General features: G+C 68.8%; 31 protein-coding genes. 19 read left to right on the top strand and 12 right to left on the bottom strand.

Features of this window, described 5'->3' with window-relative positions:
- The first annotated feature begins 26 nt into the window (after positions 1–26).
- From ptsP to tilS, 4 genes are all read left to right on the top strand, one after another.
- Positions 27–2,300: a phosphoenolpyruvate--protein phosphotransferase gene (gene ptsP / locus RCO27_RS17710; protein ID WP_309004043.1), complete on the top strand. Its 2,274-nt coding sequence runs from the start codon at positions 27–29 to the stop codon at positions 2,298–2,300.
- Positions 2,301–2,407: 107 nt separating this feature from the next.
- Complete coding sequence (locus RCO27_RS17705; protein WP_309004042.1) at positions 2,408–3,253, top strand: RodZ domain-containing protein; 846 nt, start codon at positions 2,408–2,410, stop codon at positions 3,251–3,253.
- 79 nt (positions 3,254–3,332) lie between these two features.
- Positions 3,333–4,238, top strand: a complete 906-nt coding sequence (locus RCO27_RS17700; protein ID WP_309004041.1) for a tetratricopeptide repeat protein — start codon at positions 3,333–3,335, stop codon at positions 4,236–4,238.
- 31 nt (positions 4,239–4,269) lie between these two features.
- A complete protein-coding gene (gene tilS, locus RCO27_RS17695; protein ID WP_309004040.1) occupies positions 4,270–5,229 on the top strand; it encodes a tRNA lysidine(34) synthetase TilS in 960 nt (319 codons plus the stop codon).
- On the opposite strand, the gene RCO27_RS17690 is transcribed toward tilS, so the two are convergent.
- The 4 genes from RCO27_RS17690 to RCO27_RS17675 form a co-directional block, all read right to left on the bottom strand.
- Entirely contained in the window at positions 5,230–5,634 is a 405-nt protein-coding gene (locus RCO27_RS17690) for a VOC family protein (RefSeq protein ID WP_309004039.1), read from the bottom strand. It lies immediately after the preceding gene.
- Positions 5,631–6,167: a DUF3617 domain-containing protein gene (locus RCO27_RS17685; protein ID WP_309004038.1), complete on the bottom strand. Its 537-nt coding sequence runs from the start codon at positions 6,165–6,167 to the stop codon at positions 5,631–5,633. Before RCO27_RS17685 ends, RCO27_RS17690 begins: the two co-directional genes overlap by 4 nt.
- Positions 6,168–6,175: 8 nt before the next feature.
- Entirely contained in the window at positions 6,176–6,697 is a 522-nt protein-coding gene (locus RCO27_RS17680; RefSeq protein ID WP_309004037.1) for a DUF3617 family protein, read from the bottom strand.
- A 107-nt stretch (positions 6,698–6,804) separates the two neighbouring features.
- Entirely contained in the window at positions 6,805–7,311 is a 507-nt protein-coding gene (locus tag RCO27_RS17675) for a DUF3617 domain-containing protein (RefSeq protein ID WP_309004036.1), read from the bottom strand.
- Positions 7,312–7,423: 112 nt separating this feature from the next.
- Here RCO27_RS17675 and uvrB point away from each other — a divergent pair, with 112 nt between their 5' ends.
- The 4 genes from uvrB (at position 7,424) to RCO27_RS17655 (ending at position 10,540) form a co-directional block, all read left to right on the top strand.
- Positions 7,424–9,622, top strand: a complete 2,199-nt coding sequence (uvrB, locus tag RCO27_RS17670) for an excinuclease ABC subunit UvrB (RefSeq protein WP_309004035.1) — start codon at positions 7,424–7,426, stop codon at positions 9,620–9,622.
- Positions 9,623–9,792: 170 nt separating this feature from the next.
- Entirely contained in the window at positions 9,793–10,095 is a 303-nt protein-coding gene (locus RCO27_RS17665; protein ID WP_309004034.1) for a type II toxin-antitoxin system RelE/ParE family toxin, read from the top strand.
- Positions 10,070–10,357, top strand: coding sequence for an addiction module antidote protein (locus tag RCO27_RS17660; RefSeq protein ID WP_309004033.1), 288 nt, complete (start codon positions 10,070–10,072; stop codon positions 10,355–10,357). The genes RCO27_RS17665 and RCO27_RS17660 overlap by 26 nt, the downstream gene beginning before the upstream one ends.
- Before the next feature lie 33 nt (positions 10,358–10,390).
- Positions 10,391–10,540, top strand: coding sequence for a hypothetical protein (locus tag RCO27_RS17655; protein ID WP_309004032.1), 150 nt, complete (start codon positions 10,391–10,393; stop codon positions 10,538–10,540).
- A 3-nt stretch (positions 10,541–10,543) separates the two neighbouring features.
- On the opposite strand, the gene RCO27_RS17650 is transcribed toward RCO27_RS17655, so the two are convergent.
- Both RCO27_RS17650 and RCO27_RS17645 read right to left on the bottom strand, forming a co-directional pair.
- Positions 10,544–10,939 (bottom strand): DUF1761 domain-containing protein, encoded by a 396-nt coding sequence (locus RCO27_RS17650; RefSeq protein ID WP_309004031.1) that lies wholly within the window; start codon positions 10,937–10,939, stop codon positions 10,544–10,546.
- A gap of 25 nt (positions 10,940–10,964) precedes the next feature.
- Positions 10,965–11,573 carry a TetR/AcrR family transcriptional regulator gene (locus tag RCO27_RS17645; protein WP_309004030.1) on the bottom strand — a complete coding sequence of 203 codons (609 nt, stop codon included), beginning with the start codon at positions 11,571–11,573 and terminating at the stop codon, positions 10,965–10,967.
- Positions 11,574–11,668: 95 nt separating this feature from the next.
- Here RCO27_RS17645 and RCO27_RS17640 point away from each other — a divergent pair, with 95 nt between their 5' ends.
- From RCO27_RS17640 to RCO27_RS17615, 6 genes are all read left to right on the top strand, one after another.
- The gene (locus RCO27_RS17640; protein WP_309004029.1) at positions 11,669–12,355 is read left to right on the top strand and encodes a 2OG-Fe(II) oxygenase; all 687 of its coding nucleotides are present in this window, start codon (positions 11,669–11,671) and stop codon (positions 12,353–12,355) included.
- A gap of 68 nt (positions 12,356–12,423) precedes the next feature.
- Positions 12,424–13,890 carry an amidohydrolase family protein gene (locus RCO27_RS17635; RefSeq protein ID WP_309004028.1) on the top strand — a complete coding sequence of 489 codons (1,467 nt, stop codon included), beginning with the start codon at positions 12,424–12,426 and terminating at the stop codon, positions 13,888–13,890.
- Between the two features lie 30 nt (positions 13,891–13,920).
- Positions 13,921–14,547, top strand: coding sequence for a hypothetical protein (locus tag RCO27_RS17630; protein ID WP_309004027.1), 627 nt, complete (start codon positions 13,921–13,923; stop codon positions 14,545–14,547).
- 43 nt (positions 14,548–14,590) lie between these two features.
- Positions 14,591–15,115: a hypothetical protein gene (locus RCO27_RS17625; protein WP_309004026.1), complete on the top strand. Its 525-nt coding sequence runs from the start codon at positions 14,591–14,593 to the stop codon at positions 15,113–15,115.
- A 303-nt stretch (positions 15,116–15,418) separates the two neighbouring features.
- Complete coding sequence (locus RCO27_RS17620) at positions 15,419–15,640, top strand: hypothetical protein (RefSeq protein WP_309004025.1); 222 nt, start codon at positions 15,419–15,421, stop codon at positions 15,638–15,640.
- 68 nt (positions 15,641–15,708) lie between these two features.
- Positions 15,709–16,257: a hypothetical protein gene (locus RCO27_RS17615; protein WP_309004024.1), complete on the top strand. Its 549-nt coding sequence runs from the start codon at positions 15,709–15,711 to the stop codon at positions 16,255–16,257.
- 52 nt (positions 16,258–16,309) lie between these two features.
- Here RCO27_RS17615 and RCO27_RS17610 read toward each other — a convergent pair whose 3' ends face one another.
- Positions 16,310–16,645, bottom strand: a complete 336-nt coding sequence (locus RCO27_RS17610; RefSeq protein WP_309004023.1) for a glycine zipper 2TM domain-containing protein — start codon at positions 16,643–16,645, stop codon at positions 16,310–16,312.
- A gap of 162 nt (positions 16,646–16,807) precedes the next feature.
- Between RCO27_RS17610 and RCO27_RS17605 the strand changes: the two genes are divergently transcribed.
- The gene (locus RCO27_RS17605) at positions 16,808–18,097 is read left to right on the top strand and encodes an adenylosuccinate synthase (protein ID WP_309004022.1); all 1,290 of its coding nucleotides are present in this window, start codon (positions 16,808–16,810) and stop codon (positions 18,095–18,097) included.
- Positions 18,098–18,122: 25 nt separating this feature from the next.
- Positions 18,123–18,872: a class I SAM-dependent methyltransferase gene (locus RCO27_RS17600; protein ID WP_309004021.1), complete on the top strand. Its 750-nt coding sequence runs from the start codon at positions 18,123–18,125 to the stop codon at positions 18,870–18,872.
- Positions 18,873–18,969: 97 nt separating this feature from the next.
- On the opposite strand, the gene RCO27_RS17595 is transcribed toward RCO27_RS17600, so the two are convergent.
- From RCO27_RS17595 to RCO27_RS17575, 5 genes are read right to left on the bottom strand one after another with little or no spacing between them, the layout of a single operon-like run.
- Entirely contained in the window at positions 18,970–19,245 is a 276-nt protein-coding gene (locus RCO27_RS17595) for an acylphosphatase (RefSeq protein WP_309004020.1), read from the bottom strand.
- 4 nt (positions 19,246–19,249) lie between these two features.
- A complete protein-coding gene (locus tag RCO27_RS17590; RefSeq protein WP_309004019.1) occupies positions 19,250–19,759 on the bottom strand; it encodes an N-acetyltransferase in 510 nt (169 codons plus the stop codon).
- Positions 19,756–20,559, bottom strand: coding sequence for an enoyl-ACP reductase FabI (gene fabI, locus RCO27_RS17585; protein ID WP_309004108.1), 804 nt, complete (start codon positions 20,557–20,559; stop codon positions 19,756–19,758). The genes RCO27_RS17590 and fabI overlap by 4 nt, the downstream gene beginning before the upstream one ends.
- Positions 20,559–21,623, bottom strand: a complete 1,065-nt coding sequence (locus RCO27_RS17580) for a YihY/virulence factor BrkB family protein (protein ID WP_309004018.1) — start codon at positions 21,621–21,623, stop codon at positions 20,559–20,561. The genes fabI and RCO27_RS17580 overlap by 1 nt, the downstream gene beginning before the upstream one ends.
- Positions 21,624–21,629: 6 nt before the next feature.
- Entirely contained in the window at positions 21,630–22,595 is a 966-nt protein-coding gene (locus RCO27_RS17575; RefSeq protein WP_309004017.1) for a J domain-containing protein, read from the bottom strand.
- 93 nt (positions 22,596–22,688) lie between these two features.
- Here RCO27_RS17575 and pdxH point away from each other — a divergent pair, with 93 nt between their 5' ends.
- The 3 genes from pdxH to RCO27_RS17560 are packed head-to-tail and all read left to right on the top strand — an operon-like array spanning position 22,689 to position 24,996.
- On the top strand, positions 22,689–23,267 hold the full coding sequence (gene pdxH, locus RCO27_RS17570) for a pyridoxamine 5'-phosphate oxidase (protein WP_309004016.1): 579 nt from the start codon (positions 22,689–22,691) through the stop codon (positions 23,265–23,267).
- Positions 23,264–24,205 (top strand): cation diffusion facilitator family transporter, encoded by a 942-nt coding sequence (locus tag RCO27_RS17565; RefSeq protein WP_309004015.1) that lies wholly within the window; start codon positions 23,264–23,266, stop codon positions 24,203–24,205. Before pdxH ends, RCO27_RS17565 begins: the two co-directional genes overlap by 4 nt.
- Entirely contained in the window at positions 24,202–24,996 is a 795-nt protein-coding gene (locus tag RCO27_RS17560) for a PhzF family phenazine biosynthesis protein (RefSeq protein ID WP_309004014.1), read from the top strand. Before RCO27_RS17565 ends, RCO27_RS17560 begins: the two co-directional genes overlap by 4 nt.
- Positions 24,997–25,054: the final 58 nt, after the last annotated feature.

Raw genomic sequence — 25,054 nt, 5'->3', positions numbered from 1 at the left:
CCCGCGCTTTCTGATAGCGCTCGGCCATGCCCACCCAGTCCGCCACGTCCGCCCGGGAGATCCTGACGGGCCTTCATGACGTGATGGCCTCCAAGCTCGGCGCGCAGGCCAAGCTCAACAAGGTGGTGAAGATCATCGCCGAGGCGATGGCGAGCGAGGTCTGCTCGATCTACCTGCTGCGCGACGGCGTCCTGGAACTGTTCGCCACGGTCGGCCTCAAGCAGGAGGCGGTCCATGTCACCAAGCTTGCGCAGGGCGAAGGCCTGGTCGGCACGATCGCGCGCGAGGTTGCGGTGCTCAACCTCGCCGAGGCGGCCGGCCACCCCGAATTCGCCTACCGGCCCGAGACGGGCGAGGAGCTGTTCCACAGCTTCGCCGGCGTGCCGATCATCCGCAAGGAGCGGGCGATCGGCGTGCTCGCCGTCCAGCATGCCGATCCGCGCGCCTATGACGAGCTCGAGATCGAGGCCTTGCAGACCGTCGCGATGGTGCTGTCCGAGCTGATCGCCAATGCGGGCCTGGCCGACCGCGCCAGCGCCGCGGCCGGCGAGAACCGGGATTCCGGCATGGCCCGGCTCACCGGCCAGCGGCTCGTCATCGGCATGGCGAAGGGCCATGCGGTCTATCACCAGCCGCGCGTCCTCATCGAGCATACCGTCGCCGAGGATATCGAGGCGGAGCGCCACCGCGTCGTTTCCGCTTTCGGCCGGATGCGCGAGCAGATCGACGCGATGACCGGCCAGGCCGAGTTCGGCACGGTCGGCGAGCATCAGGAGGTGCTCGAGACCTACAAAATGTTCGCCTATGACGAGGGCTGGTCGCGCCGGATCAACGAGGCGATCGATTCCGGCCTGACCGCCGAGGCGGCGATCGAGCGCGTCCGTCAGCGCATGCAGCAGCGCATGCGCCAGATCAGCGACCCGTTGCTTGCAGACCGGATGCACGATCTTGACGATCTGTCGAACCGGCTCCTGAGGATCGTCTCCGGCCAGCTCGGCACCGCCGCCCAGGCCGGCCTGCCGCAGGACGCCGTGCTGATCGCGCGCAACCTGGGACCGGCCGAGCTGCTCGAATATGACCGGCGCAAATTGAAGGGTGTGATTTTGGAGGAAGGGTCCCTGACCGCCCATGTCACGATCGTCGCGCGCGCCATGGGGATCCCCGTGATCGGCCGCGTGCGCAATGTTCGTCAGCAGATCGCCGAGGGCGACCTCGTCCTCCTGGATGGCGGCGAGGGCGTCGCCTTCGCGCGGCCGACCCAGGCGGTGCACGAGGCGTTCGACGCGAGACTCGCCGCCAGTCAGAAGCGCCGCGCCGAATATGCTGCCGCCAAGGATCTTCCGCCGGTCACGACGGATGGCGTACGCCTCTCGGTGATGGTCAATGCCGGCCTGCGCGACGATGTCGCCGCATTGAACGCGGTCGGCGCCGACGGCATCGGTCTGTTCCGGACCGAGTTCCAGTTCCTTGTTTCTGCTACTCTTCCGCGGCGCGAGAGCCAGCAGCGGCTCTACCGCTCGGTGCTGGAGGCGGCGGGGGACAAGCCGGTCATCTTCCGCACCGTCGACGTCGGCGGCGACAAGCAGCTTCCCTATCTGCGCGCCAGCGAGAATGGCGAGGAGAACCCCGCCATGGGCTGGCGGGCCTTGAGGCTCGCGCTCGATCGCGACACGCTGATGAAGGCGCAGGCGCGCGCGCTGCTCGAGGCGGCGGCCGGGCGCGAGCTCGACGTCATGTTCCCGATGGTCTCGGAGCCATGGGAGTTCGACGAGGCCAGGGCGCTGGTCGAGCAGCAGCGCGCCTGGCTCGCCGACCGCAGGAAGCAGCTTCCGACCCAGATCCGCTACGGCGCAATGCTCGAGGTGCCCGCGCTCGCCGAGATGCTCGACGTGCTGCTGCCCCGGCTCGATTTCCTGTCGGTGGGGACCAACGATCTCACCCAGTTCCTGTTCGCCGCCGACCGCTCCAATCCGGCGCTGGCCGAGCGTTACGACTGGCTCTCGCCGGCGATCCTGCGCTTCCTCAAGCGGGTCGTCATACAAGCCGACGCGCATGGCGTGCCGATCGGCGTATGCGGCGAGATGGGCGGGCGGGCGCTGGAGGCGCTCGCGCTGATCGGCATCGGCGTCAAGCGCCTGTCGATCACACCGGTCGCAGTCGGCCCGATCAAGGCGATGATCCGTACGCTGGACCGTGCCGCGGCGATGGCGTTCGTCGGCAGCCTGCTGGAAGAACCGCCGCAGAATATGCGCGCCGCGCTCGGCGATTGGGCGGAAAAGAACGGTATCGCGGTCGGTTAACCAAGTTTCCTTCGCTATGGACCCCGCGGGCGGTTGACATCGACCACCGCTTCCGCCGATGGCTTGCACCCATTCAGCAGCCCCGGTTTGAGGAGCGGCATCGACAGATGGCGGAAGAGGGCCTCGAGGATCCGTTCACTCCCCGATCGATCGGGGAGCGCCTGAAGGAGGCGCGCGAAGCGAGCGGCATCCCGCTCGAGCAGATCGCGAGCCAGACCCGCATTCCGATCCGCCATCTCCAGCATATCGAGAACGAGGAATGGGACGCGCTGCCCGCCGTCACCTACAGCATCGGCTTCGCGCGCGCCTATGCCAACGCCGTCGGGCTCGACGGCGCCGAGGTTAGCCGCGAGGTCCGCGACCGGCTCGGCGGCCTCCGGAGCCGCGCCCCGGCCGCGGAATATTACGAGCCGGCCGATCCGGCCCGCGTGCCGCCGCGGGCGCTGGCAATCGTCGTCGGCATCATCGTCATACTGTTCGTCGGCGGCTATCTGGTCTGGCGCAGCGGCCTCGGCGGCGGCGAGACCAGCGCACCATCAGCCAGCGTCAGCGTGCCGCTCGACGAAGCCCAGGGTCCGGCCCAGCCGATTCCGCAGCCGCAGCAGCCCGCCGCGCCACAGGCGCTCGCCGGTCAGCCGGTGACGCTCACCGCCACCCAGGAAGTCTGGCTGCGCATCACCGATGCGTCGGGCGGGCCGGCGCTGTTCAACGGCATCATGACGCCGGGCCAGACCTTCACCCTGCCGGCGACGGCGCAGGGACCGGTGATCCGCACCGGGCGCCCGCAGGTGCTGCGCGTCACCATCGGCGGACGCGATATCGGCCCGATCGACCCGGTCGAGCGCACCATCTCGGACGTCAGCCTGCGCGCCGAGGACATCGCGGCGCGCATTCAGGCCGCCGGCGCTCCGGCGGGCGCCACGCCTCCCGCGGCCCAGCCGCCGACACCATGAAGGGCGCCGCTTAAGGCTGGCGACAGGCGCCGGCGTTCAATAGAGTGGCCGGCACCGATCCGGATTTCTGGGGACAATCATGCGTTTTCATCTTCTCGGCTTGGTCCTGATGGCGAGCGTCGCGGTGCCGGCGACGGCGCAGAGCGATCCTGTCGAGCGGCGCGTCGGCCGTCTCGAACAGGAGATGCGCGCCGTGCAGCGCCGCGTCTTCCCCGGCGGACGCGCCCAGTTCGTCGAGCCCGAGATCCAGCCGCAGCAGACGCCGCCCGATCTGGCCGGGCGCCCCGGCGCCGATGCCCTGTCGAACCTCACCGCCCGGGTCGATGCCCTCGAGGCGCAGCTGCGCTCGCTCACCGCCCAGGTCGAGGAGCAGGATTTCCGCACCCGCCAGCTCGAGCAGCAGCTCGGCGAGCTGCGCACCGACTTGAGGGGCCGGCTCGACCGGATCGAGCAGCAGGGCGCGACGCCGGTCGCCGTGACTCCGCCCGCGCCTGTATCCTCTGGACGCCCGCCCCGCCCGACGGAAGAGCCCGCCGCAGAACCGCCGGCCGAGCCGGCTGCCGAACCCGCAGCAGAGCCCGCGCCGGCCGGCGACGCGGCGGAGGCCGCCTACAATGCCGGCTACCGGTTGTGGAATGCCGGCCAATATGGCGAGGCGCAGCGCGCGCTCGAGGCGGCGGCGACCCAATATCCGAACAGCCGCTGGACGAGCTGGACGCGCAACCTGCAGGGCCGCGCCTATCTCGACGACAACAAGCCGGCGACGGCGGCACGCATCTTCCTCGCCAACTATCAGGACAATCCACGCGGCGACCGGGCCGCCGACAGCCTCTATTTCCTCGGCCAGTCGCTGGCGCGGCTCAACCGGCGCACCGAGGCCTGCCGCGTCTATGACGAGCTCGCCCAGGTCTATCCGAACATGCGCGACTTCATCCGCACCCGCCTGCCCCAGGCCCGCACCGACGCCCGCTGCAGCGCGAACTAGGCGCGGCGGATCGCGGCAGATAGGATACGGCATGGCCCTTGCCGTGCCCCCATCTGCTCTCGTGTCGCGCTTTCGGGCCGATCTGGACGCGCTTGTCGGTGAGGGCGACGGGCGGCTCGGCGTCGCCATCTCGGGCGGTCCCGACAGCCTCGCGCTGCTGCTGCTCGCCCATGCCGCGCGGCCCGGGGGGATCGCGGCCGCCACGGTCGATCATCGGCTGCGCACCGAGAGCGCGGACGAAGCCGCCTTCGTCGCGAGGGTCTGCGCCGAGCTGGACGTGCCGCACGCGACCCTGGCCGACGATGCGCCGATCACGGGCAACGTACAGTCGGGTGCCCGTGCCCTGCGCTATCGCCTGCTCGGCCACTGGGCGGAGGCGACCGGTGCCGGGTGGCTGCTGACCGCCCATCATCGTGACGATCAGGTCGAAACGCTGCTGATGCGGCTGAACCGAGGCGCTGGCGTGGGCGGCCTTGCCGGGGTTCGGGCGACGACCGTCATCGACAGGGCAAAAGTCGCGCGCCCTCTCCTGGGCTGGTCGCGCGAAGAGCTGGCAGCCGTCGTCGCGGCAGCGGGACTTATCCCTGTGCAGGACCCCGGCAATATCGATCCGCGCTACGACCGCGCCCGGCTTCGCGCACAATTGGCGGATGCCGGCTGGATCGATCGACGCGGGGTCGCCCGCAGCGCGGCGGCGCTTGCCGAGGCGGACGCGGCGCTTGAATGGATGGCCGAGCGCTTGCTGAGCGAGTGCGTGACACGGGCCGGTGACGCCTTCCAACTCGATACGGACGGCCTTCCCGGCGAGCTTCGTCGACGGCTCACACTGCGTATCCTCGCCGGGCTCGCGCCCGGCGTAGCGGCACGAGGGCCGGAGCTCGACCGTCTGCTGGAGACGCTGGCGTCTGGCGGATCGGCGACGCTCGGCGGCGTCAAATGCGTTGGCGGGGCGACCTGGCGTTTCGAGGCCGCGCCGCCGCGGCGGTCCTGATCAGCCGGCCGCCGGCCCGGTCCGGAAGGCGCAGAACTTGTTGCCCTCGGGATCGCGGAAATAGGCGCCGTAGAAGGCGCGGTCGCCTTCCGGCGTGCGCAGTCCCGGCGGGCCTTCGTCGGTGCCGCCCAGCTCCAGCGCCTTCGCGTGGAAGGCGTCGACCTTGTCGCGGCTGTCCATGACGATCGCGATCATGTTGCCGTTGCCGGCGGTGGCGGCCTCCCGGTTATAGGGCCGGGTCACGGCGACGCCGGGCTTGCCCCAGCCCACGCCGTAGAGGGTGAAGCCGCCCTGCTCGTCCGGGAATTCCATCAGCCGCCGACCGCCGATCGATCCGAACAGGGCATCGTAGAAAGCGCGCGCCTTGCCGAGGTCGTTGGTGCCGATGCAGGCATAGCCGATCATCCTGAATTCCCTTCCTGTCCTGGATCGACGCATGCGCCGATCCGCCGCCCGGTCGTCCGCGTGCCAATCCGCATCGTGACGCCGTCGGGCATCGGCGTCTCGATCGCCATCCTGAGCACATACTGGTCGCGGCGATAGGTGCCGTCCATCCGCGCGACCGTTGCGCCACCATCCGGTTCGGCGCAGCGCATCGTCCCGGTCATCCGGCCGCCCTGCATCGCGAAATCGGCATAGCTGCAGCCTTGCCCGGCCTCGCGCGCGGCGAGGAAGCCGGCGCTCGGCCGCGCCGCCTGCTCCGGCGTGACGCAGCTGCGCAGCCGCTGCCGCGGCCCGATCATCCGCCGCTGCACCTCGACCGGCAGGTTGGGCGCGCCGACATCGGTCACGTCGCTCGCAATCTCCCACAGGCCGGGCTCGATCGGCAGGGAATCGAGCGCGCCGGCGACCTCGCTGGCCGACATGTTGCGGCTCTCCTCGCCACCGCAGCCCCCGAGCAGGGCCAGCGCGGTGAGCAGGATCGCCCGCGCGCCCATGTCCCCCGCTAGCCGGCCGTCGCGGCGTTGTTGCCGCCGCTTTCGGTGCCCGGCGTGCAGTCGCCGGTGCGCCGGCCGTCGACCCGCGCCGTGATCTCGACGTCGCCGTCGGTGCTCAGCATCGTGCCGATATTGCGGTTGAATTCGGCCGAGTCGGCCTGGAACGTGCCATCGGCCATGATCTGGATCGAACCCTCCAGGCCATCGCGCGTGCACGAGGCTGTGACGTTCATCCGCCCGTTGCGGATATAGGACGCGCCGGTGGTGCAGGTGAAGCCGTCGCCGGCGAAGAATTCGATCGGCGGCTGGCCGGCGCCGACGCAGACGCTCTGGGTCGCGCGGGTGCCGACCGGCGTGTCGATCCTGGGCGCGCCGCCGTCGGCGGCGCGGAAGGCCGTGACCTCGGATGTCAGCTCCCACTGGCCGGCGGCGAGGCTGGCGGCCGTCGCCGGGGCGGCGGCATTCTTTTCCGCCTCGCCATCCCCGCAGGCGGCCACGAACAACAACGGAATGCAGGCAAGTTTGCGCATCAGGTCATCCCCCTTTTGTTATGGGGCCGGACCGTAACGCCCACGCGCCGGATTGCAAATATGACGAGGCGCCGGACCTGCGCGGGCGCGGCGCCTCGATCCTGAACCTAGCCCGCGGGGCAGTCGCCGGTGCGGCGGCCGGTCATCGTGCCGCCCATGCGCACGATGCGCGGCGCGCCCGGCGGGGCATTGGCGCCGGCGTCGATCTCGCTGTTGAGTCGGGTTTCCATCGTCGTCGCCGTATAGCTGCCCGTCATCGTCGTCTTCACGGTGCCGCGATTGCCGGGCACCGGGCAGGAGCCGGCGATCTGGATGCGGCCGCCGGCGAAGGTCTGTTCGGTGTAGGTGCACCCTTCGGCCTGGCCGCTCGGGTTCATCATGCCGCGGGTCGGATTGGCGGCTTCCTCCGGCGTGATGCAGCGCGCCTGGGTCTGGCTCTGGCCGGTCGCCATCATCGCACGCATCTGGTTGGCGACTTCGGGCGGCGCGCCGGGCGCGTCGAATTCGGTCATCTGCACGGCCATTTCCCATTGGCCGGGCTGGATCGTGTCGGGACCCTGCGAACAGGCCGCGACGAGCGCCAGGACCGGCGCCAGCAAGACAAGCCGCTTCATGGAACTTCCCCCCTTGTTGCCGCGAAGGCACGCGCCCCCGCCTGCGGGAATGTGGCGCAAACGCGGGGAGGTGGCAATTGCGAAGGTTACGGTATGAGACCATATGGGGAACATGGCCATCCAGATTCGCACCAGCCTCGAGGAGCCGGAGACCGGCGAGGCCTTCGTTCCCCACCGCCCGCAGCGCCCCGAGAAGGCCGAGGGCGGCCGGCCGTTCAGGATCGTCTCGGACTATCAGCCCTCGGGCGACCAGCCGCAGGCGATCGCCGAGCTGGTCGAGCAGATCGAGGCGGACGAGAAGACGCAGGTGCTCCTGGGCGTCACCGGATCGGGCAAGACATTCACCATGGCGCAGGTGATCGAGCGGGTGCAGCGGCCGGCATTGGTGCTGGCCCCCAACAAGATCCTCGCCGCCCAGCTCTACGGGGAGTTCAAGAGCTTCTTCCCCGACAATGCGGTCGAATATTTCGTCAGCTATTACGACTATTACCAGCCCGAGGCCTATGTGCCCCGGTCCGACACCTACATCGAGAAGGAAAGCTCGGTGAACGAGGCGATCGACCGGATGCGCCACTCGGCGACCCGGGCGCTGCTCGAGCGCGACGACGTGATCATCGTCGCCTCGGTCTCCTGCCTCTACGGCATCGGCTCGGTCGAGACCTATTCGGCGATGATTTTCGACCTGAAGAAGGGCCAGAGCGTCGACCAGCGCGAGATCGTGAGGAAGCTCGTCGCGCTCCAGTACAAGCGCAACGATCAGGCCTTCGCGCGCGGCAATTTCCGGGTGAAGGGCGACAATCTCGAAATCTTCCCGTCGCACTATGAAGACAGCGCCTGGCGCATCTCCTTCTTCGGCGACGAGATCGAGGAGATCGTCGAGTTCGATCCGCTGACGGGGAAGAAGTCGGCGGCGCTCGACTATGTCCGCGTCTATGCGAACAGCCACTATGTGACCCCCGGCCCGACGCTCAAGCAGGCGATGGAGGCGATCCGCTTCGAGCTCACCGAGCGGCTGAAGGAGCTGAATGCGGAAGGCCGCCTGCTGGAGGCGCAGCGGCTGGAGCAGCGGACCAATTTCGACCTGGAAATGATCGCGGCCACCGGCTCCTGCGCCGGCATCGAGAACTACTCGCGCTTCCTCACCGGCCGCCTGCCGGGCGAGCCGCCGCCGACCTTGTTCGAATATCTCCCCGACAATGCCCTGCTGTTCGTCGACGAGAGCCACCAGACGGTGCCGCAGATCGGCGCGATGGCGCGCGGCGACCACCGGCGGAAGATCACGCTCGCCGAATATGGCTTTCGCCTGCCGAGCTGCATCGACAACCGTCCGCTCCGCTTCAACGAATGGGACGTGATGCGCCCGCAGACCGTCGCGGTCTCGGCGACGCCCGGCCCGTGGGAGATGGAGCAGGCGAGCGGCGTCTTCGTCGAGCAGGTGATCCGCCCGACCGGCCTCATCGACCCGCCGGTCGAGATCAAACCGGTCGAGGACCAGGTCGACGACCTGATCGCCGAGGCCCGGGCGACCGCGGCCAAGGGCTATCGTACCCTCGTCACCACGCTCACCAAGCGGATGGCCGAGGACCTGACCGAGTTCCTCCACGAAGCGGGTCTGCGGGTGCGCTACATGCACAGCGACGTCGAGACGCTGGAGCGCATCGAGCTGATCCGCGACCTGCGCCTCGGCGTCTACGACGTGCTCGTCGGCATCAACCTGCTGCGCGAGGGCCTCGACATCCCCGAATGCGGCCTCGTCGCGATCCTCGACGCGGACAAGGAAGGCTTCCTGCGCTCGGAAACCTCGCTGATCCAGACGATCGGCCGCGCCGCCCGCAACGTCGAGGGCAAGGTCATCCTCTACGCCGACCGCAAGACCGGCTCGATCGAGCGCGCGCTCAACGAGACCAGCCGGCGCCGCGAGAAGCAGGAGGCGTACAACGCCCTCCACGGCATCACGCCGACGACGATCAAGCGCGACATCGCCGACATCCTGTCCGACGTGTCGAACCGCGACAGCGTCATGATCGACACCGGCGACGAGGACGCGCCCCACCTCGTCGGCCACAACCTGCGCGCCTATATCGACGATCTCGAAAAGCGGATGCGCAAGGCGGCCGCCGATCTCGAGTTCGAGGAGGCCGGCCGCCTGCGCGACGAAATCCGCCGCCTCGAAGCCGGCGAGCTCGGCCTCGCCACCGAACAAAGCCGCGCCCCGGCCGTCGGGCATTCCAACGAGGGCAAGCCGGGCACGCGGAAGACGCGCTATGGAAAAACGCAAAGGAAATGGGGTGGCGGACGGCGGTCCCTGTGAATGCGGTGGTTCGTGGTTGACCTAACGGCCGTGGAACTCAGCCTAGATTAGCGTCAGAATCAGCTACCAAATCGAGGGGTAGCATCGTGGTCCGCAGCTCTGACCCAACAGGCAAAAACTTTGACCAAGTGCCCTCTGTCCTATATAGAGGACAAGAGTTCGAAGTTCGCGTGACTGAGATTTTCGAGGCCTGGCTGGATGGCTTGCGCGACCGGCAGAAGAGCGCCCGCATCCTCAACCAGCTTCGCAAGCTCGGTGATGGGAAGTTCGGCAACGCAAAGTCCGTGGGCGATGGCGTTCATGAGCTGCGGATGGATTTCGGGCCGGGTTATCGCGCCTATTTCATCAACCGCGGCGATCGCCTGATCCTGCTGCTTTGCGGCGGTGACAAGTCGAGCCAGAAGCGGGATATCGCGCGGGCGAAGGAAATGGCGAAGGGCGATTTCGATGAGGATCAAGACGAAGGTGTTTGACCCCGCCAAATATCTGAAGTCCGAGGAGGACATCATCGCCTATCTCGACGCGGCGATGGAGGACAACGATCCCGCCCATATCGCCCGTGCCCTCGGAGACGTCGCACGTTCCGAGGGCATGACGGCGATTTCCCGACGCACCGGCCTCGGCCGCCAAGCACTCTACACGGCGTTGTCCGAGCAGGGCAATCCGACGCTCGAGACGGTGACTGCGATTATTTCCTCTCTTGGGTTGCGCCTTACGGTGCAAAAGGCGGCCTGAGGAACGCGCCTCGGCCACCCACGTTTTGCACCCATGATCCGCAAGCTCAAATCCGGCGAGTATCGCCTCTATTCGCGCAAGAAGGATCCGAAGACCGGCAAGCGTCGCAACCTCGGGACCTTCACCTCGCGCGCGGCGGCCGAGACGCATGAGCGCGAGGTGCAGTATTTCAAGCGGCGCTAGCGGCTAGTTGAACGCCCCGATGATCGCGCCCATCGCGGTGAACTGCAGGACGAAATAGCCGCTGTTGATCAGCCACAGGCCGAGCGGCCGGCGCTCGAAGAGATAGTTGACGCCGAGGCTCGCCGCGACCCAGCACAGGCCCACCGACAGGCCGGCGAGGGTCGCATGCGACGGCGGCATCGGCCCCAGAAACATCGCCAGCACGAAGGCGGCGATCAGGTTGAGGAGGAACGCCCCGCCGAAGATCACCGGCATGGAACCGGATTTCAGCACTTCCTCGCTCTGTCCGGTCAGCGCCGCCCATTTGTTGCCGAACAGGACCGGCGAATACCACAATCCCCCGAGCACGAACGCGGACAAGGCGGCGAGCAGCACCGCGATATAGTTCACCTCCGGCATATTCCCTCCCTTAAGGCTGTCGCTTCTACGCCGACTCCTTCTCCTGCCGCGCCGTCTCCAGCAGCATCTCGAAATGCTCGCGGAGGACGGCGACGTTGCGGTCGAAGCTTGCGATGTCGCGATAGGTGCGCGCCTGCATGATCGCGCCCTCCATCACGGTGAGGGTGAATTCGGCGAGACGCCGCCGGTCGAGGCCGCGCGGCAGCCGGTCGCCCGCGTCGTCGAGGCAGCGCTCGATCGCGGTGGTCCAGTTGGCGAAGTTGATCGAGAGCAGCTCGCGGATGTTCGGGTCGGGCTCGTGCAGCTCGAGCGCGAGGCTGCCGATCGGGCAGCCGTAGGTGCAGTCGGTGGTGACGAGCTGGATACGGTAGCCGTCCAGCAGCGCGAACACCCGCTCGACCGGATCGTCGACGCCCGACCAGGCGGGCTTCAGCAGCCATTCCTCGATCCCGTCGCGGTAGGCCTCCAGCACCGCCGCGAGCACGTCCTGCTTGCCGGGGAAGAAATGGTAGAGGCTGCCGGAATGGACCTGGCTGCGGCTCAGGATGTCGGCAATCGAGGTCGACTGGAAGCCCTTCTCCCAGAACAGCTCCATCGCGGTCATCACGATGCGGGTGCGCGTGTCGGCGTTCACGGCGCTGAGTTGAATGCTCAATCAAGAGCCGTGTCAAGCGCTTTGGGCGCAAGCGGCGGGACGCGATCCGGCCCGCGAGCGTTGAGAATGGGCTCATGAAACGGATCGACTGGACGAAAACCGAAGCCGAACTCGACGCGCATGGCTGCGCGATCCTCCCCGGCTTGCTGGACGGCGCCACCTGCAAGGCCCTGCGTACGGGCTGGGGTGCGCGCGACCTGTACCGGTCGGAGGTCGTGATGGCCCGGCACGGCTATGGCCGGGGCGCCTATCGCTACTATGCCTATCCGCTGCCGGAACCGGTCGCGCGCCTGCGCGAAGCGTTCTATCCGCACCTGGCGCGGATCGCCAATCGCTGGGCAGAGATATTTGGAACGTCCACTTTCCCGGAGGACCATGCCGAGTTCCTCGCCCGCTGCCATGCCGCCGGCCAGAGCCGGCCGACGCCCTTGCTGCTGCGCTACGAGCCCGGCGACTGGAACGCGCTGCACCAGGACCTCTACGGCGAGCGTGTCTTCCCGCTCCAGGTCGCCATCCTGCTCTCCGAGCCGGGCCGCGATTTCACCGGCGGGGAACTCGTGCTCACCGAGCAGCGGCCGCGCCAGCAGTCGCGCGCCGAGGTGGTGCCGCTGACCCAGGGCGACGCGGTGATCTTCCCGGTCCGCGACCGGCCAGTGCAGGGCGCGCGCGGCTGGCACCGCCGGGCGATGCGCCATGGCGTCAGCCGGCTGCGCTCCGGCCTCAGGTTCACGCTCGGGATCATCTTCCACGACGCGCGCTGACGCTTGCCAGCACGGGCCCCGCCCGTCAGGCTTGTGGATGGGGGGCGAATCGCACGGAGGAAAGCCTCATGTCCCGCGCCGACGATCTCGATCCCGACGGCAGGCGGCTGCCGATCAAGATCGATCGCACCTCGAACGGCGAATATATGCCGCCGCCGCTGACGCCGACGCAGACGCTGGCCAGGCGTCTCGCCCACGAGGCGGCGAGCGAGAATGCGCGGCGTTTGGGGCTCGGCCGCCGCGCCTTCCTGGTGTCCGCCGCCGGCGCCGCCTCGACTCTGCTCGCCTGCAACCGCGCCGCCGAGGCGAACGGCATGACAGGCGGCAGCTTCGCGGTCGACAACGAGGCGGCGCTCGACCAGCAGCAGGCCGCGGCAGCGATTGGTGGTGATGAATTCATCTTCGACGTGCAAACGCACTGCGTCGATCCAGCCGGCCGCTGGGCGCGAGGCGCCGACGGCGAACGCTGGACGCGCACGCTCAGCCGGGTGTTCGGCCAAGCTTCCAAATGCGAGAGCGGCAGCTTCGAATGCTATTCCGCGCAGACGCTGGCGCGCGAGGTCTTCCTCGACAGTGACACCGACGTCGCAGTGGTCTCGGCGCTGTGGGGCCAGCCCAATCCGACGCCGATCGAATATGCCGACGAGGCGCGCGAGATCGTCGCCAGCATCGGCGGCGAGGGCGCCCGCGCGCTCATCCATGGCGGCGTCTTTCCGCAGGAGCCCGGCGCGATCGAGGCGATGGACGCGATGGCCGAGCGCCACCGGGTCGAGGCGTGGAAGCTCTATCCGCAATATGGATCGAACGGCCGCGGCATCTGGCTCGACCGGAGCGAGCACGCCGACCGCTTCTTCGAGAAGGCGCGCGCGCTCAATGTGAAGACCGTCGCCGTCCACAAGGGCGTGCCGCTGGGCGGCCTCGAATATGAATACAGCTCGCCGCGCGACATGGGCCCGGCAGCCGTCGCCAATCCCGATCTCACCTTCCTCGTCTATCATGGCGGCTTCGAGGGCGGGAAGACCGAGGGGCCCTACAATCCCGAGAACCCGCAAGGCGTGGATCGGCTGATCAAGTCGCACCAGGATGCCGGCTTGCGGCGCAACCAGGGCAATCTCTATGCCGAGATGGGTTCGCTCTGGCGCTACTTCATGAGCCGGCCGGAGGAGGCCGCCCATGTGATGGGCAAGCTCCTCCGGTATTTCGGCGAGGACCGGATCATGTGGGGGACGGATTCGATCTGGTACGGCAGCCCGCAGGACCAGATCCAGGCGTTCCGCGCCTTCCGGATCAGCGAGGAATTCCAGGAACGTTACGGCTATCCGGCGCTGACGCCGGAGGCGAAGCGCCGGATTTTCGGCCTCAACGGCGCCGAGGTCTACAGGATCGATGTGGCCGCCCTCCACGATCGCGGCACCCTGGCCGAGCGTCGTGCCGCGTATCGCGAGCGGCCCAATCCGAGCTTCGCGACCTACGGGCCCAGGACGCGACGCGAATTCCTTGCGCTATGGGATGCGCATGGCGGCGTCCCGGGCTAAGGACGTCGCCGACCGATCAGGATGAGAAGGATGACCATGGCCGTTCGCACCGCGTTTCCGCTTGCTCTGCTGCTCCTCGCGGGCGCCTGCGCGCGTTCGGAGGATGCGAGCGTCGTCGCCGACACCAACGGACAGACGACCGCGGTCGAGCGGGTCCGCACGCCGGAGCAGGACGACAATGAGGTCGCGCTCGGCGAGTGGCGGGACTCGCTCCAGGACGACGCGGCGGCGCTCGAGTTCGGACCGGCCGGCGCGCCGCCCTTGTTCAGCCTGCGCTGCGACGGCCGCCGCGGCACGCTCCTGCAACGGCACGGCGCCGCACTCACCGGCGACCTGCCGACCATGCTGATCACGGTCGGCAGCGATACACGGCGCTTCGCGGTCACCAGCACCGGCGGGACCATTCCGATGCTGCGCGCCACGCTGACCTCCGGCGATCCGTTCCGCCAGACCCTGACCGCGGCGGATTCGCCGATCACCATCCGGATCGGCGATTCGCCGCCGCTGGTGCTGCCGCCGGGCGACCAGATCGGCGCCTTCCTCACTGCCTGCGCGTCAGGCGAGACCGCGGGCGCGGCGGCGGACGAGGCCGGCAACGCCGCCGCACCCGAGGCGAACGGTGCCGAGGCCGCCACGAACGGCGCCGCGACGCAGTGAACCGCTGCGGCCTGCGGCGTTGAACCGGCGAGAGGATGTGACAATGCGTAATCTGGCCCTGGCCGGCATCGGCCTGCTGTTCCTGTCAGTCACGGCTTGCGTGCCGCGCCCGGAGGCGCCGCCGCCCCCGCTGGCGCCGGAACCGGCCCCGCCACCTCCGCCGCCGCCCGCACCGCCGCCGTCTCCCGCGCCGTCCGACTGGCGCGATGTGCCGCTCACCCCCGGCGACTGGAGCTACAGCATCGAGGGCGGCGCGTCCGTTGCCGCCTACAGTGCAGAGGGCAATCCGGTCTTCATGGTGCGCTGCGACCCGGGCCGGCAGATCAGCCTGCTGAGACCCGGTGTCGCCGCCCAGGCCATGACGGTGCGCACCACCTTCAGCGACCGCAGCCTCCCTGCCACGCCGCAAGGCACCGGATCGGCGGCGAGCCTTTCGCCGAACGATCCGCTGCTCGACCAGATCGCCTTCAGCCGCGGCCGCTTTCTCGTCCAGACCGCAGGCGCAACGCCGCTCTTCCTGCCCGCCTGGCCGGAGCCGGCACGCGTCGTGGAGGAATGCCGCGGATAAAGAAAAGGCGCCCTCCCGGGGCGCCGCGCGAAGCATGGAATCCTAGCCAGAAAAAAATCAAGTTCAAGTCTTGATTGGCGATTCGGCCCGAATCATACAGGGGTCAACAGCAACCAGCGAAAGGAGGTGATCCGATGTCTCATGGTTCAGCAGAGAGGTCGGTCAAGTCCGTTCGGGAGATGAAAGCCTAGGCTTTCCAGGATCTTCCGGGCAGTCGGCTTCCGGCCGCTGACCATGTGAACAGGCCGTCGGGTGGAACAACCCGGCGGCCTTTCGCTTTTCTCGGCAAAGAGGAGCGAGACGATGACCGGAGATGACCGCCTGAGCACCGAGCCCCGCCATCCGCTGCCGGCCAGCGAGGAAGCGCGGGAAGACGAGCTGCCGGAGAACCTGGTCAGCGAGAAAGGCACCGGCGAGGACAGCGTCGAGGCCGTGCAGCCGGCCGGAAAGCCGGTGGGGCCGGACGGCGAGCCCTATGGCGAGCCGACCGGACGCAGCTCGGTCGAACAGCCCGACGACGCCTGAGCCGGTGGAACTGTTCGTGCGTTCGCGGGTCTGTTACGCAACGGATACGAACCGCAGGAGAACCGACGATGGCCAAATCCTCCACCGGAAAGACGTCCACGGGCAAGACGGGCGGTGCGCGCAAGGCCGCCGACGCCATTCCTGACGCGCTGCGCGATGCCGGCCGCAAGGCCGCCGAGCTGGCGCAAAACCCGGTCGCACGCAGCCTGCTGGCCGCAGGACTCGTGACGGCGGCCGCCGCCCTGGCGGCAAACAAGTCAGTGCGCGACACTGCCAAGAAGAGCGCGCGCCATGCCCAGGACGCGGCCGAGGCAGCGGCCGACGCCGCGGCGGAGAGCGCGAGCAAGATCGGCGCGGCGATGATCAATGCCGCGACCGAGGCAGTGCGCCGCATGATGGGCGACGGCACGGCTCCAGCAGCCGCGAAGCCGGCGGCCGCCAAATCCTCTCCGCGATCGGCCGCAAAGAAGAAAGCGCCGGCGAAGACCAAGACGACCGCAAGGTCGTCCGCCGCCAAGCGCGCCCCGGCGAAGAAGACCGGCGCCCGCAAGCCGGGTGCCGCGCGGGCCCGCAAGCCGAATGGCGGCGGCACCACGCCGCCACCCGCAGGCGTCTGAACGACAAAGGGCGCCCTCGCGGGCGCCCTTTCTCTTCAAGTCAGCGAGCCGCCTAGCGGCAACGGCGACGGCTGCTGCCGCGGTCGACCTCGCGGCCGAGCAGTGCGCCGGCCGCGGCGCCGACGATGGTGCCGGTGGTGCGGTCACGGCCGCCGTCGATCTCGCGGCCGATCAGCGCGCCGGCGGCGCCGCCGACCAGCAGGCCGACCGTCCCGTTCGACCGCCGGCAGCGATAGCGGCCGCGATCATCGCGCCAGGTCGGACCATTGTAGTAGCCGTCGCGATAATAACGGCGCTGGGCCTCGGCCTCACCGGTCGTGGTCGGCAATGCGAAGGTGACCGGAACGGCCAATGCCGTCGCCGAAGCGGCAAGAATCAGATTACGCATGACAGGTCTCCGTGCTGGGAAATTCCGGGACATGAACGCACCCCGTCCCACTCGGTTTCATTAACCCAAAACAACGATTCCGTCAGGTAACCGCAACCTGCTGGACGCACGCCCCGCCGTGGCCTAGGGGCGGCCGGTCATGTTTCTGTCAGGACCAGCGCTTTGGCGAACGTTACGGTGATCGGCGGCCAGTGGGGCGACGAGGGCAAGGGCAAGATCGTCGACTGGCTCGCCAGCCGCGCCGATCTCGTCGTGCGCTTCCAGGGCGGCCACAATGCCGGCCATACGCTGGTCATCGACGGCCAGACCTACAAGCTGTCGCTGCTGCCGTCCGGCATCGTGCGCGGCACCCTGTCGGTAATCGGCAACGGCGTGGTGCTCGATCCCTGGGCATTGAAGGCCGAGGTCGGAAAGCTGGCCGCGCAAGGCGTGGCGGTGACGCCGGAGACGCTCAGGATCGCCGACAATTGCCCGCTCATCCTGCCGATCCACCGCGATCTCGACGCCTTGCGCGAGGATGCGAGCGGCCAGGGCAAGATCGGCACGACCCGGCGCGGCATCGGCCCGGCCTATGAGGACAAGGTCGGCCGCCGCGCGATCCGGGTCTGCGACCTCGCGCATCTCGGTGGCCTGGGGCCGCAGCTCGATCGCCTCTGCGCCCATCATGACGCGCTGCGCGCCGGCTTCGGTGAGCCGCCGGTCGACCGCGCCCGGCTCGAGGCCGAGCTCGGCGAGATCGCCGAGTTCGTGCTGCAGTTTGCCGGCCCGGTCTGGAAGACGCTGAACGAGGCCCGCCAGCAGGGGCGGCGGATCCTGTTCGAGGGCGCGCAGGGCGTGCTGCTCGACGTCGATCACGGCACCTACCCCTTCGTCACCTCGTCGAACACGATCGCCGGGACCGCGGCCGGCGGCACCGGGCTCGGCCCGTCCGCGGCGGGCTTCGTGCTCGGCATCGTCAAGGCCTATACCACCCGGGTCGGCTCGGGCCCGTTCCCGACCGAGCTCGACGACGCGATCGGCCAGCGGCTCGGCGAGCGTGGCCACGAGTTCGGCACGGTCACGGGCAGGAAGCGTCGCTGCGGCTGGTTCGATGCGGTGCTGGTGCGCCAGTCGATGGCCGTCTCCGGCGTCACCGGTATCGCGCTGACCAAGCTGGACGTGCTCGACGGCCTCGACGAGATCAGGATCTGCACGGGCTACACGCTCGGTGCGCAGACGCTCGACCATTTCCCCTCCCACCCGGGCGACCAGGCCGCGGTGGAGCCGATCTACGAGACGATGCGCGGCTGGTCCGAATCGACCGCCGGCGCGCGCAGCTGGGCGCAGCTTCCGGCTCAGGCGATCAAGTACATCCGCCGGATCGAGGAACTGATTGCGTGCCCCGTTGCTTTGGTGTCCACCAGTCCCGAACGGGAAGACACGATTCTGGTGCGGGACCCGTTTGCCGGTTAAGGACGCGCTTTATGGTGAGCCAAGCATGACGACCCGCGAAGCCACCGGCCTGCTCCCCCGCATCGGCGACACGCTCATCATCGGCGCGGACGGCCGGTCGATCGCGGACCGGGCGACAATGATCTTCTTCGGTGCCTTCCAATGGCCGTGGCTCCTGCGTAGCCTCCATGGCGGGCGGCTCGCCGACAAGCACGCCCTGCTCGACCGCCTCGACCTTCCCTATGACGCCCTGCCCTATCTGGGCAGCTGGAAGGCGGACACCGGCCTCCTCGGCCTCGTCGTCGATCACATTTTCGAGGCAAGGCCACAGCTCGTCGTCGAGTTCGGCATGGGCGCCTCGACCTTGATCCTGGCGCGGGCGCTCCAGCAGGCCGGCGGCGGCGAGCTGATCAGCTTCGACCAGCATGCCGATTTCGTCGTCGCGACGCGGCAGTGGCTTGCCGACTACGGCCTGAAGGGCGACCTGCGCGCCGTGCCGCTCCGGCCGTCGCCCGACGGCTGGCCGGGCCTGTGGTACGATCACGGCCCGCTGCCCGACGGCATCGATCTGATGCTGATCGACGGGCCGCCCTGGTCGATCCATCCCCTCACCCGCGGCGCGGCCGCCTCCCTGTTCGATCATGTCTCGCCCGGCGGCACGGTCATGCTCGACGACGGCGCCCGCCCCGGCGAGCGCTTCGTTGCCCGCCGCTGGCGCCACGCCCATCCCGAGTTCGATTTCCGGCTCGACCTCTCCGGCACCAAGGGCACTTTGATCGGCCGCAAGGCGGGATAGCGCTTGCCGTCACCCCGGCGAAGGCCGGGGTCTCGTGGGGACCCGCCGTGACCTCTGGTCCTGAGATCCCGGCCTTCGCCGGGATGACGGAGCAGCGTCAGACGGTCGGCCGCTGCGCGAATCCGGCCGGCGGTTCGTCGGCGGCATCCTCGACCTCGACACGCTCGACCAGCGCCGCGTCCGGCCCCTCGTGACAGCGTTCGATCATCTGCTCGAGCGCGTCCTCATGCCCGGCGATCAGCGCCTCGACCGTCCCGTCGCGCCGGTTGCGCACCCAGCCTCGAAGCCCGAGCGCACGGGCCGTCTCGACCGCCCAGCCGCGATAGAAGACGCCCTGAACCCGGCCGTGGATGACGAGACGGCGAACGATCATGGTCTCACGCGAGGCCGGCGAACGCGGGAGCGTAAGCGGCTTCGCCCTTCTCGTGGAGCGCCGGCCCCTCCTTCAACGCGAGCGCCATGAAATAGGGTCCCGCATAAGGCGACGCGAACGGCGCAGCAGCTTCGGCGGAGAAGCCGAAGCGGCCGTAATAAGCCGGCTCGCCGAGCACGAAGACCAGCTCCTCGCCGGTCGCCCGCGCGATCGCCAGCGCGCCCTCGATCAGGCGCCGGCCGACACCCGCGCCCTGAAAATCCGGGCGAACGCCGACCGGCGCGAGCGCGACAGCGCGCCGGTCACGCCCGCCACCCGTGACCCGCATCCGGCTCAGCAGGGCATGGCCGACGATCTCGCCCTGCGTCTCTCCGACCAATGAGACGACGGTGTCGCCGTCGCGATCGAGCGCCGCGACCAGATCGGCCTCCGTTGCGGTGGGGAAGGCAGCGAGATGGACGGCGCGGATGGCGGCCGCGTCGGGCGGCTCGGCCGGGCGGATGCCGCCGCTCACAGGGTGGTGATGTCGGGCGCGTCCTCGGCCTTCATGCCAATGACGTTGTAGCCCGCGTCGACATGGTGGATCTCGCCGGTCACGCCCGAGGCGAGATCGGAGAGGAGGTAGAGGCCGGCGCCGCCGACATCCTCGATGGTGACGTTGCGCCGGAGCGGCGAATTATACTCGTTCCACTTCATGATGTAGCGGAAGTCGCCGATGCCGCTCGCCGCCAGGGTCTTGATCGGGCCGGCCGAGATCGCGTTCACCCGGATCTTCTCCGGCCCCAGGTCCATAGCGAGATATTTGACGCTGGTCTCGAGCGCCGCCTTGGCGACCCCCATGACGTTGTAGTGGGGGATCACCTTCTCGGCGCCGTAATAGGACAGGGTGAGGAGACTGCCGCCGTCGGGCATCATCGGCCGTGCCCGATTCGCCACCGCGACGAAGCTGTAGGCGGAGATGTTCATCGTCATCAGGAAATTGTCGAGGCTGGTGTCGACGAACAGGCCCCGCAGCTCGTTCTTGTCCGAAAAGCCGATCGCGTGGACGACGAAGTCGATCGTCGCCCAGCGCGCCTTCAGCGCGTCGAAGGTCGCGTCGAGCGCCGCCATGTCGGCGACGTCGCAATCGATCAGGAAATCGGATCCGAGCTGCTCCGCGAGCGGCGCCACCCGCTTCTGCAGCGCCTCGCCCTGATAGGAGAAGGCGATCTCGGCGCCCGCCGCATGCAGCTGCTGCGCGATCCCCCAGGCCAGTGAGCGGTCGTTGGCGAGCCCCATGATCAGCCCGCGCTTTCCCGCCATCAATGCCGTCATCATGCCTCCTTGTGCATCCTGTCGTCCGCCTGGCCGACATCGTCGTGGTGTTCCATCGGCGATTCCGCCAGCGCGGCATTGAGTTCCGCCCCGATAACGACCCCGAGCCCGACGAGGTAGAAGAAAAACAGCACGACCATCACGCCGGCGAGGCTGCCATAGGTGAGATCGTAGGAGAGCAGGCCGGCGAGCAGCGGCGGCAGGGCTAGGGTCACCGCCACCCACCAGATCGTCGTGGCGAGCGCACCGGGCCATTTCGGATAGCGCCGCTGCCGGTAGCGGCTGGGGGTGAGGGTGTAGAACAGCAGGTAGAGCGACAGGAACAGGCCGAAGGCCGAGATTCCGCGCGACAACGCGATCTGGAAGACGGCGTCGACCTCTTCCGGCAGGACCCGCTCGATGAACTCGGACACCGCCGTGGTCACCACCTGCGCGCTGAACGAGATGAGCAGCAGCACGACGGCGCCGACGATCAGGCCGATCGAATAGAGGCGGTAGTGCCAGAAGCTGCGGGTGAACTGGGTGCCGTAGGCGCGTCGCAGGATGTCGCGGATCGTCTCGATCAGGCTGCCCACGGTCCACAGGCCCACCGCCGCGCCCAGCCACAGCAGCGGCCCGGTCCGCGCGGACATCGCCTCGCGCACCGGCGGGCCCAATGTCTCGGCGACGCCGGGTGGCATGGTGGCGAGGATCACCTCCAGCGCATGCTCGCCCTCCGCGGTCTGGCCGAGCGCGCTCATCACCGCGGTGGCGGTGATGAAGAAGGGGAAGAGCGCGATCAGCGCCAGATAGGCGAGGTTCCCGGCATGGATGAAGCCGTCATAATAGGCGCCGACCAGCACGCGCCTGGCGATCCGGAACGGGCGGGTGCCGGGACCGACATGACGTCGCCAGGCGCCCTGCCTTCGCAGCGCCCGCTCGGTGCGGATCGCCGCCTCGCGCCGCGCCTCGGGCGAATGCGGCGAACGGCCCTTGGCGGCGAACTGGTCGTGGACCTCATGTTCGATCGCCTCGGCTTCCGCTTGCGCTTTCAGCGGAGGGGCCGGGGCGTTCGTGTCGTTCATGCAGGATCAAACACCCAGGCCGGCCCGGATGTTGCGCGTGTCGGCCCAGCCCTCCGCGAACTTCGCCAGCCCGGCATCGTCGGCGGGAAGGTCGATCATCAAGGTGACGAGCTGGTCGCCGCGCTCCCCGTTCTTGCCGGTGAAGCCTTTGCCCTTGAGGCGAAGAACCTTGCCGGCGCTCGAGCCCTTGGGAACACTTACCATCACCGGTCCGTCGACGGTCGGAACCCGCACCTTGGCGCCGAGCACTGCCTCGTTCAGCGTCACCGGGAGCTCGATCCGGATATTGTCGCCGTCGCGCCGGAAGAAACGGTGCGGCTTGATGGCGATGGTGACGATCGCATCGCCGTTGCCGCCGGGCCCGGCCTGGCCCTGGCCGGACAGGCGAATCTTGGTGCCGTCCTCGACTCCGCCGGGCAGCTTGATGTCCAGCGTCTTGCCGCTGGAAAGGGTGACCCGCTGCCCCTTCAGCGCCGCCGCGTCCTCGAACGGGACGTCGAGCCGGTAGCCGACATCGGCGCCTTTTTGCGGCGGCGCGCTCCGGCGCCCGAAGCCACTGAAGGGCCCCGTTCCGCCGCCACCACTGCCGCGCCGTCCGCCGAGGCCACCGAACAGTCCTTCGAACAGGTCGCTGAGATCCGCCGCCTCGCCGCCGCCGCTGAATTCGAACGGCTCGCCATTGGGGCCGCGGAAGTCCGGGCCGCGTCCGCTGCGTGCCCCGCCGCCGCCGAAGCCGAACGGCATGCGCGGATTGCCGTCCTCGTCGATCTCGCCGCGGTCGTACTGGGCGCGCTTGTCCTTGTCGGTCAGGATGTCATAGGCCTGCGTGACCTTGGCGAACCGTTCGGTCGCGCCCGGATTGTCCTTGTTGCGGTCCGGATGCAGCTCCTTGGCGAGCTTGCGGTACGCCTTCTTGATGTCGGCCTCGCTCGCGCCGCGTGCCACGCTCAGGGTCGAATAGAGGTCGGCCATGCCGGTTTCTTCTCCACTCCTTCCGAAAAGTCCACACCCGCCGGAAACCGCGCCGGCTTGTCCGCACCGCGATATGGGGGGTAGAGCGCGGCCATGGAAGCCGATCCGCACCGCCTGTTCGACACCTGGTTCGCCGAGGCGCGCGCCGCCGAGTCCAATGATCCCGACGGAATGGCGCTCGCCACCGCCGACGCCTCGGGCGCGCCGTCGGTCCGGATGGTGCTGCTGAAGGGGCATGATGCGCGCGGCTTCGTCTTCTATACGAACTGGGAGAGCCGGAAGGGCCGCGAGCTCGCCGCCAACCGCCAAGCGGCCCTGCTCTTCCACTGGAAATCGCTGCGCCGGCAGGTGCGGGTCGAAGGGCAGGTCGAACCGGTGAGCGAAGCCGAGGCCGACGCCTATTTCGCCACGCGCTCGCGCGAATCCCGGCTCGGCGCCTGGGCGTCGGACCAGTCGCGTCCGCTCGAGAGCCGCGCCCTGTTCGAGGCGCGCTACGAAGAGGTGGTCGCGCGCTTCGCCGCCACCGACGTGCCGCGCCCGCCGCACTGGAGCGGCTGGCGGGTCGTGCCGGAACGGATCGAGTTCTGGCAGGACCGGCCGCACCGTCTCCACGAGCGGCGGCTGTTCACCCGCACCGCGGACAGCTGGACGGAAGGCCTGCTCTACCCATGAGCATGGCGCGCGGAGCGGATCGTGCCGCGCTCACCGCCCGCGCCGCGCTCGCCAGCGTCGCCGTCGCGCTCCTGCTGCTCGGGCTCAAGGCATGGGCAGCCCTGGAAACCGGATCGGTGGCGATGCTCGCGTCGCTCGCTGACACCGGACTCGATCTGGTCGCCTCGCTCGTCACCCTGTTCGGCGTCCGCGTCGCCGGCCGGCCCGCCGACGCCGACCATCGCTTCGGCCACGGCAAGGCGGAGGCGCTCGCCGCCCTGTTCCAGGTTGCCGTCATCAGCGTCTCGGCGGTCGGGATCGGCTGGCAGGCGATGCAGCGCCTCCTCTCCGGCGCGACCTCTGCGAATGCCGAATATGGCATCGCCGTTTCCGTGATCGCGATTGCCGCGACGCTCGGCCTCACCGCCTATCAGCGCGCCGTCATCCGCCGCACCGGCTCGGTCGCGATTCTGACCGACCGGCTCCACTATCAGAGCGATCTCCTCCTCAACCTGTCGGTGATAGCCGCGCTGGCGCTCGACCAGTATTTCGGCCTCACGGGCGCCGATCCTTTGTTCGGCCTCGCCATCGCGCTCTGGCTCCTGTTCGGCGCGCTGCGCGCCTCGACCCGGGCGATCGACCAACTGATGGACAAGGAATGGCCGGACGACAGGCGCCGCCGGGTGGTCGAGATCGCGGCGCGCCATCCGGAGGTGCGCGGCGTCCACGATCTGCGCACCCGCAGCAGCGGCGTCACCGATCACATCCAGTTCCACATCTGGATCGATCCCGGCATGACGGTGGCGCAGGCCCATCGCGTCGTCGAGGCCATTGAAACGGAACTGGCCCGCGAATTTGCTGGCGCCGACGTGCTAATCCACCTCGATCCCGAAGGGCAGGTGGACCAGCCGGACAACCCGCTCGCCGAGACAGACGAAACAGAAGGATTGCGTCCGTGACCGAACTCAGGCTGATCCAGGTCGATGCCTTTGCCGACCGGCCGTTCGCCGGCAACCCCGCCGCGGTGATGCCGCTCGACGCCTGGCTGCCCGACGATGAGATGCAGGCGATCGCGCTCGAGAACAATCTCAGCGAGACCGCCTTCACCGTTCCCGACACGACCGGCGAGGCGGATTACGAACTGCGCTGGTTCACGCCGACCACCGAGGTCGCGATGTGCGGCCATGCGACGCTGGCCAGCGGGCATGTGCTGATCGGCGACAGGCCCTCCGTCCGCTTCCGCACCCGCAAGGCGGGCGTGCTGGTCGTGAGCCGCGAGAGCGATGTCCTCGTGCTCGATCTGCCGCAGATCCGGGTCGCGCCCGACGACAATCCGCCCCTGCTGGCCGCGCTCGGCACGCCCGATGGCCAGGCCTTCCTCTCTTATGCCGGTGCGGAGGCGACCGCGATCGTGCTCCTCGACGATGCCGCTGCGGTGCGCGTCTGCGCGCCCGACATGAAGGCGCTGGCGGGCATCGAGCTGATGGCCATCGTCACGGCGCCCGGCGACGGCAAGGCCGACGTCGTGAGCCGTGTCTTCGTCCCCGCCTGGGGGATCGACGAGGACCCCGTCACCGGCTCGGCCCATGCCGCGCTGGTGCCGTTCTGGGCGGAGCGCCTGGGCGGCGGGGAGCTCAGCTATTTCCAGGCGAGCCGCCGTGGCGGCCACCTCTCCGGACGCATGGCGGGCGACCGCGTGATCCTGCGCAGCCGCTGCGTAACGGTGATCGAAGGCAGGATGCGGTTCTGATCGCCGCACGCCCGCACCTCTTGCCTTGTCGGACCGGCCCCTTCAAGGACGGGACGAC

The sequence above is a fragment of the Sphingosinicella sp. LHD-64 genome (genome assembly GCF_031157375.1).
In the GTDB taxonomy this organism is placed as follows: domain Bacteria; phylum Pseudomonadota; class Alphaproteobacteria; order Sphingomonadales; family Sphingomonadaceae; genus Allosphingosinicella.
Note: the sequence above shows the minus strand (reverse complement) of the source record. Positions and strands in the feature narration are given on the sequence as shown.

Excerpts from the sequence above, each read along its gene's own strand:
- ptsP (WP_309004043.1), top strand. The coding sequence starts at position 27 with ATGCCCACCCAGTCCGCCACGTCCGCCCGGGAGATCCTGACGGGCCTT.
- RCO27_RS17705 (WP_309004042.1), top strand. The coding sequence starts at position 2,408 with ATGGCGGAAGAGGGCCTCGAGGATCCGTTCACTCCCCGATCGATCGGG.
- RCO27_RS17700 (WP_309004041.1), top strand. The coding sequence starts at position 3,333 with ATGCGTTTTCATCTTCTCGGCTTGGTCCTGATGGCGAGCGTCGCGGTG.
- tilS (WP_309004040.1), top strand. The coding sequence starts at position 4,270 with ATGGCCCTTGCCGTGCCCCCATCTGCTCTCGTGTCGCGCTTTCGGGCC.
- RCO27_RS17690 (WP_309004039.1), bottom strand. The coding sequence starts at position 5,634 with ATGATCGGCTATGCCTGCATCGGCACCAACGACCTCGGCAAGGCGCGC.
- RCO27_RS17685 (WP_309004038.1), bottom strand. The coding sequence starts at position 6,167 with ATGGGCGCGCGGGCGATCCTGCTCACCGCGCTGGCCCTGCTCGGGGGC.
- RCO27_RS17680 (WP_309004037.1), bottom strand. The coding sequence starts at position 6,697 with ATGCGCAAACTTGCCTGCATTCCGTTGTTGTTCGTGGCCGCCTGCGGG.
- RCO27_RS17675 (WP_309004036.1), bottom strand. The coding sequence starts at position 7,311 with ATGAAGCGGCTTGTCTTGCTGGCGCCGGTCCTGGCGCTCGTCGCGGCC.
- uvrB (WP_309004035.1), top strand. The coding sequence starts at position 7,424 with ATGGCCATCCAGATTCGCACCAGCCTCGAGGAGCCGGAGACCGGCGAG.
- RCO27_RS17660 (WP_309004033.1), top strand. The coding sequence starts at position 10,070 with ATGAGGATCAAGACGAAGGTGTTTGACCCCGCCAAATATCTGAAGTCC.
- RCO27_RS17655 (WP_309004032.1), top strand. The coding sequence starts at position 10,391 with ATGATCCGCAAGCTCAAATCCGGCGAGTATCGCCTCTATTCGCGCAAG.
- RCO27_RS17650 (WP_309004031.1), bottom strand. The coding sequence starts at position 10,939 with ATGCCGGAGGTGAACTATATCGCGGTGCTGCTCGCCGCCTTGTCCGCG.
- RCO27_RS17640 (WP_309004029.1), top strand. The coding sequence starts at position 11,669 with ATGAAACGGATCGACTGGACGAAAACCGAAGCCGAACTCGACGCGCAT.
- RCO27_RS17635 (WP_309004028.1), top strand. The coding sequence starts at position 12,424 with ATGTCCCGCGCCGACGATCTCGATCCCGACGGCAGGCGGCTGCCGATC.
- RCO27_RS17630 (WP_309004027.1), top strand. The coding sequence starts at position 13,921 with ATGACCATGGCCGTTCGCACCGCGTTTCCGCTTGCTCTGCTGCTCCTC.
- RCO27_RS17625 (WP_309004026.1), top strand. The coding sequence starts at position 14,591 with ATGCGTAATCTGGCCCTGGCCGGCATCGGCCTGCTGTTCCTGTCAGTC.
- RCO27_RS17620 (WP_309004025.1), top strand. The coding sequence starts at position 15,419 with ATGACCGGAGATGACCGCCTGAGCACCGAGCCCCGCCATCCGCTGCCG.
- RCO27_RS17615 (WP_309004024.1), top strand. The coding sequence starts at position 15,709 with ATGGCCAAATCCTCCACCGGAAAGACGTCCACGGGCAAGACGGGCGGT.
- RCO27_RS17610 (WP_309004023.1), bottom strand. The coding sequence starts at position 16,645 with ATGCGTAATCTGATTCTTGCCGCTTCGGCGACGGCATTGGCCGTTCCG.
- RCO27_RS17600 (WP_309004021.1), top strand. The coding sequence starts at position 18,123 with ATGACGACCCGCGAAGCCACCGGCCTGCTCCCCCGCATCGGCGACACG.
- RCO27_RS17595 (WP_309004020.1), bottom strand. The coding sequence starts at position 19,245 with ATGATCGTTCGCCGTCTCGTCATCCACGGCCGGGTTCAGGGCGTCTTC.
- fabI (WP_309004108.1), bottom strand. The coding sequence starts at position 20,559 with ATGACGGCATTGATGGCGGGAAAGCGCGGGCTGATCATGGGGCTCGCC.
- RCO27_RS17580 (WP_309004018.1), bottom strand. The coding sequence starts at position 21,623 with ATGAACGACACGAACGCCCCGGCCCCTCCGCTGAAAGCGCAAGCGGAA.
- RCO27_RS17575 (WP_309004017.1), bottom strand. The coding sequence starts at position 22,595 with ATGGCCGACCTCTATTCGACCCTGAGCGTGGCACGCGGCGCGAGCGAG.
- pdxH (WP_309004016.1), top strand. The coding sequence starts at position 22,689 with ATGGAAGCCGATCCGCACCGCCTGTTCGACACCTGGTTCGCCGAGGCG.
- RCO27_RS17565 (WP_309004015.1), top strand. The coding sequence starts at position 23,264 with ATGAGCATGGCGCGCGGAGCGGATCGTGCCGCGCTCACCGCCCGCGCC.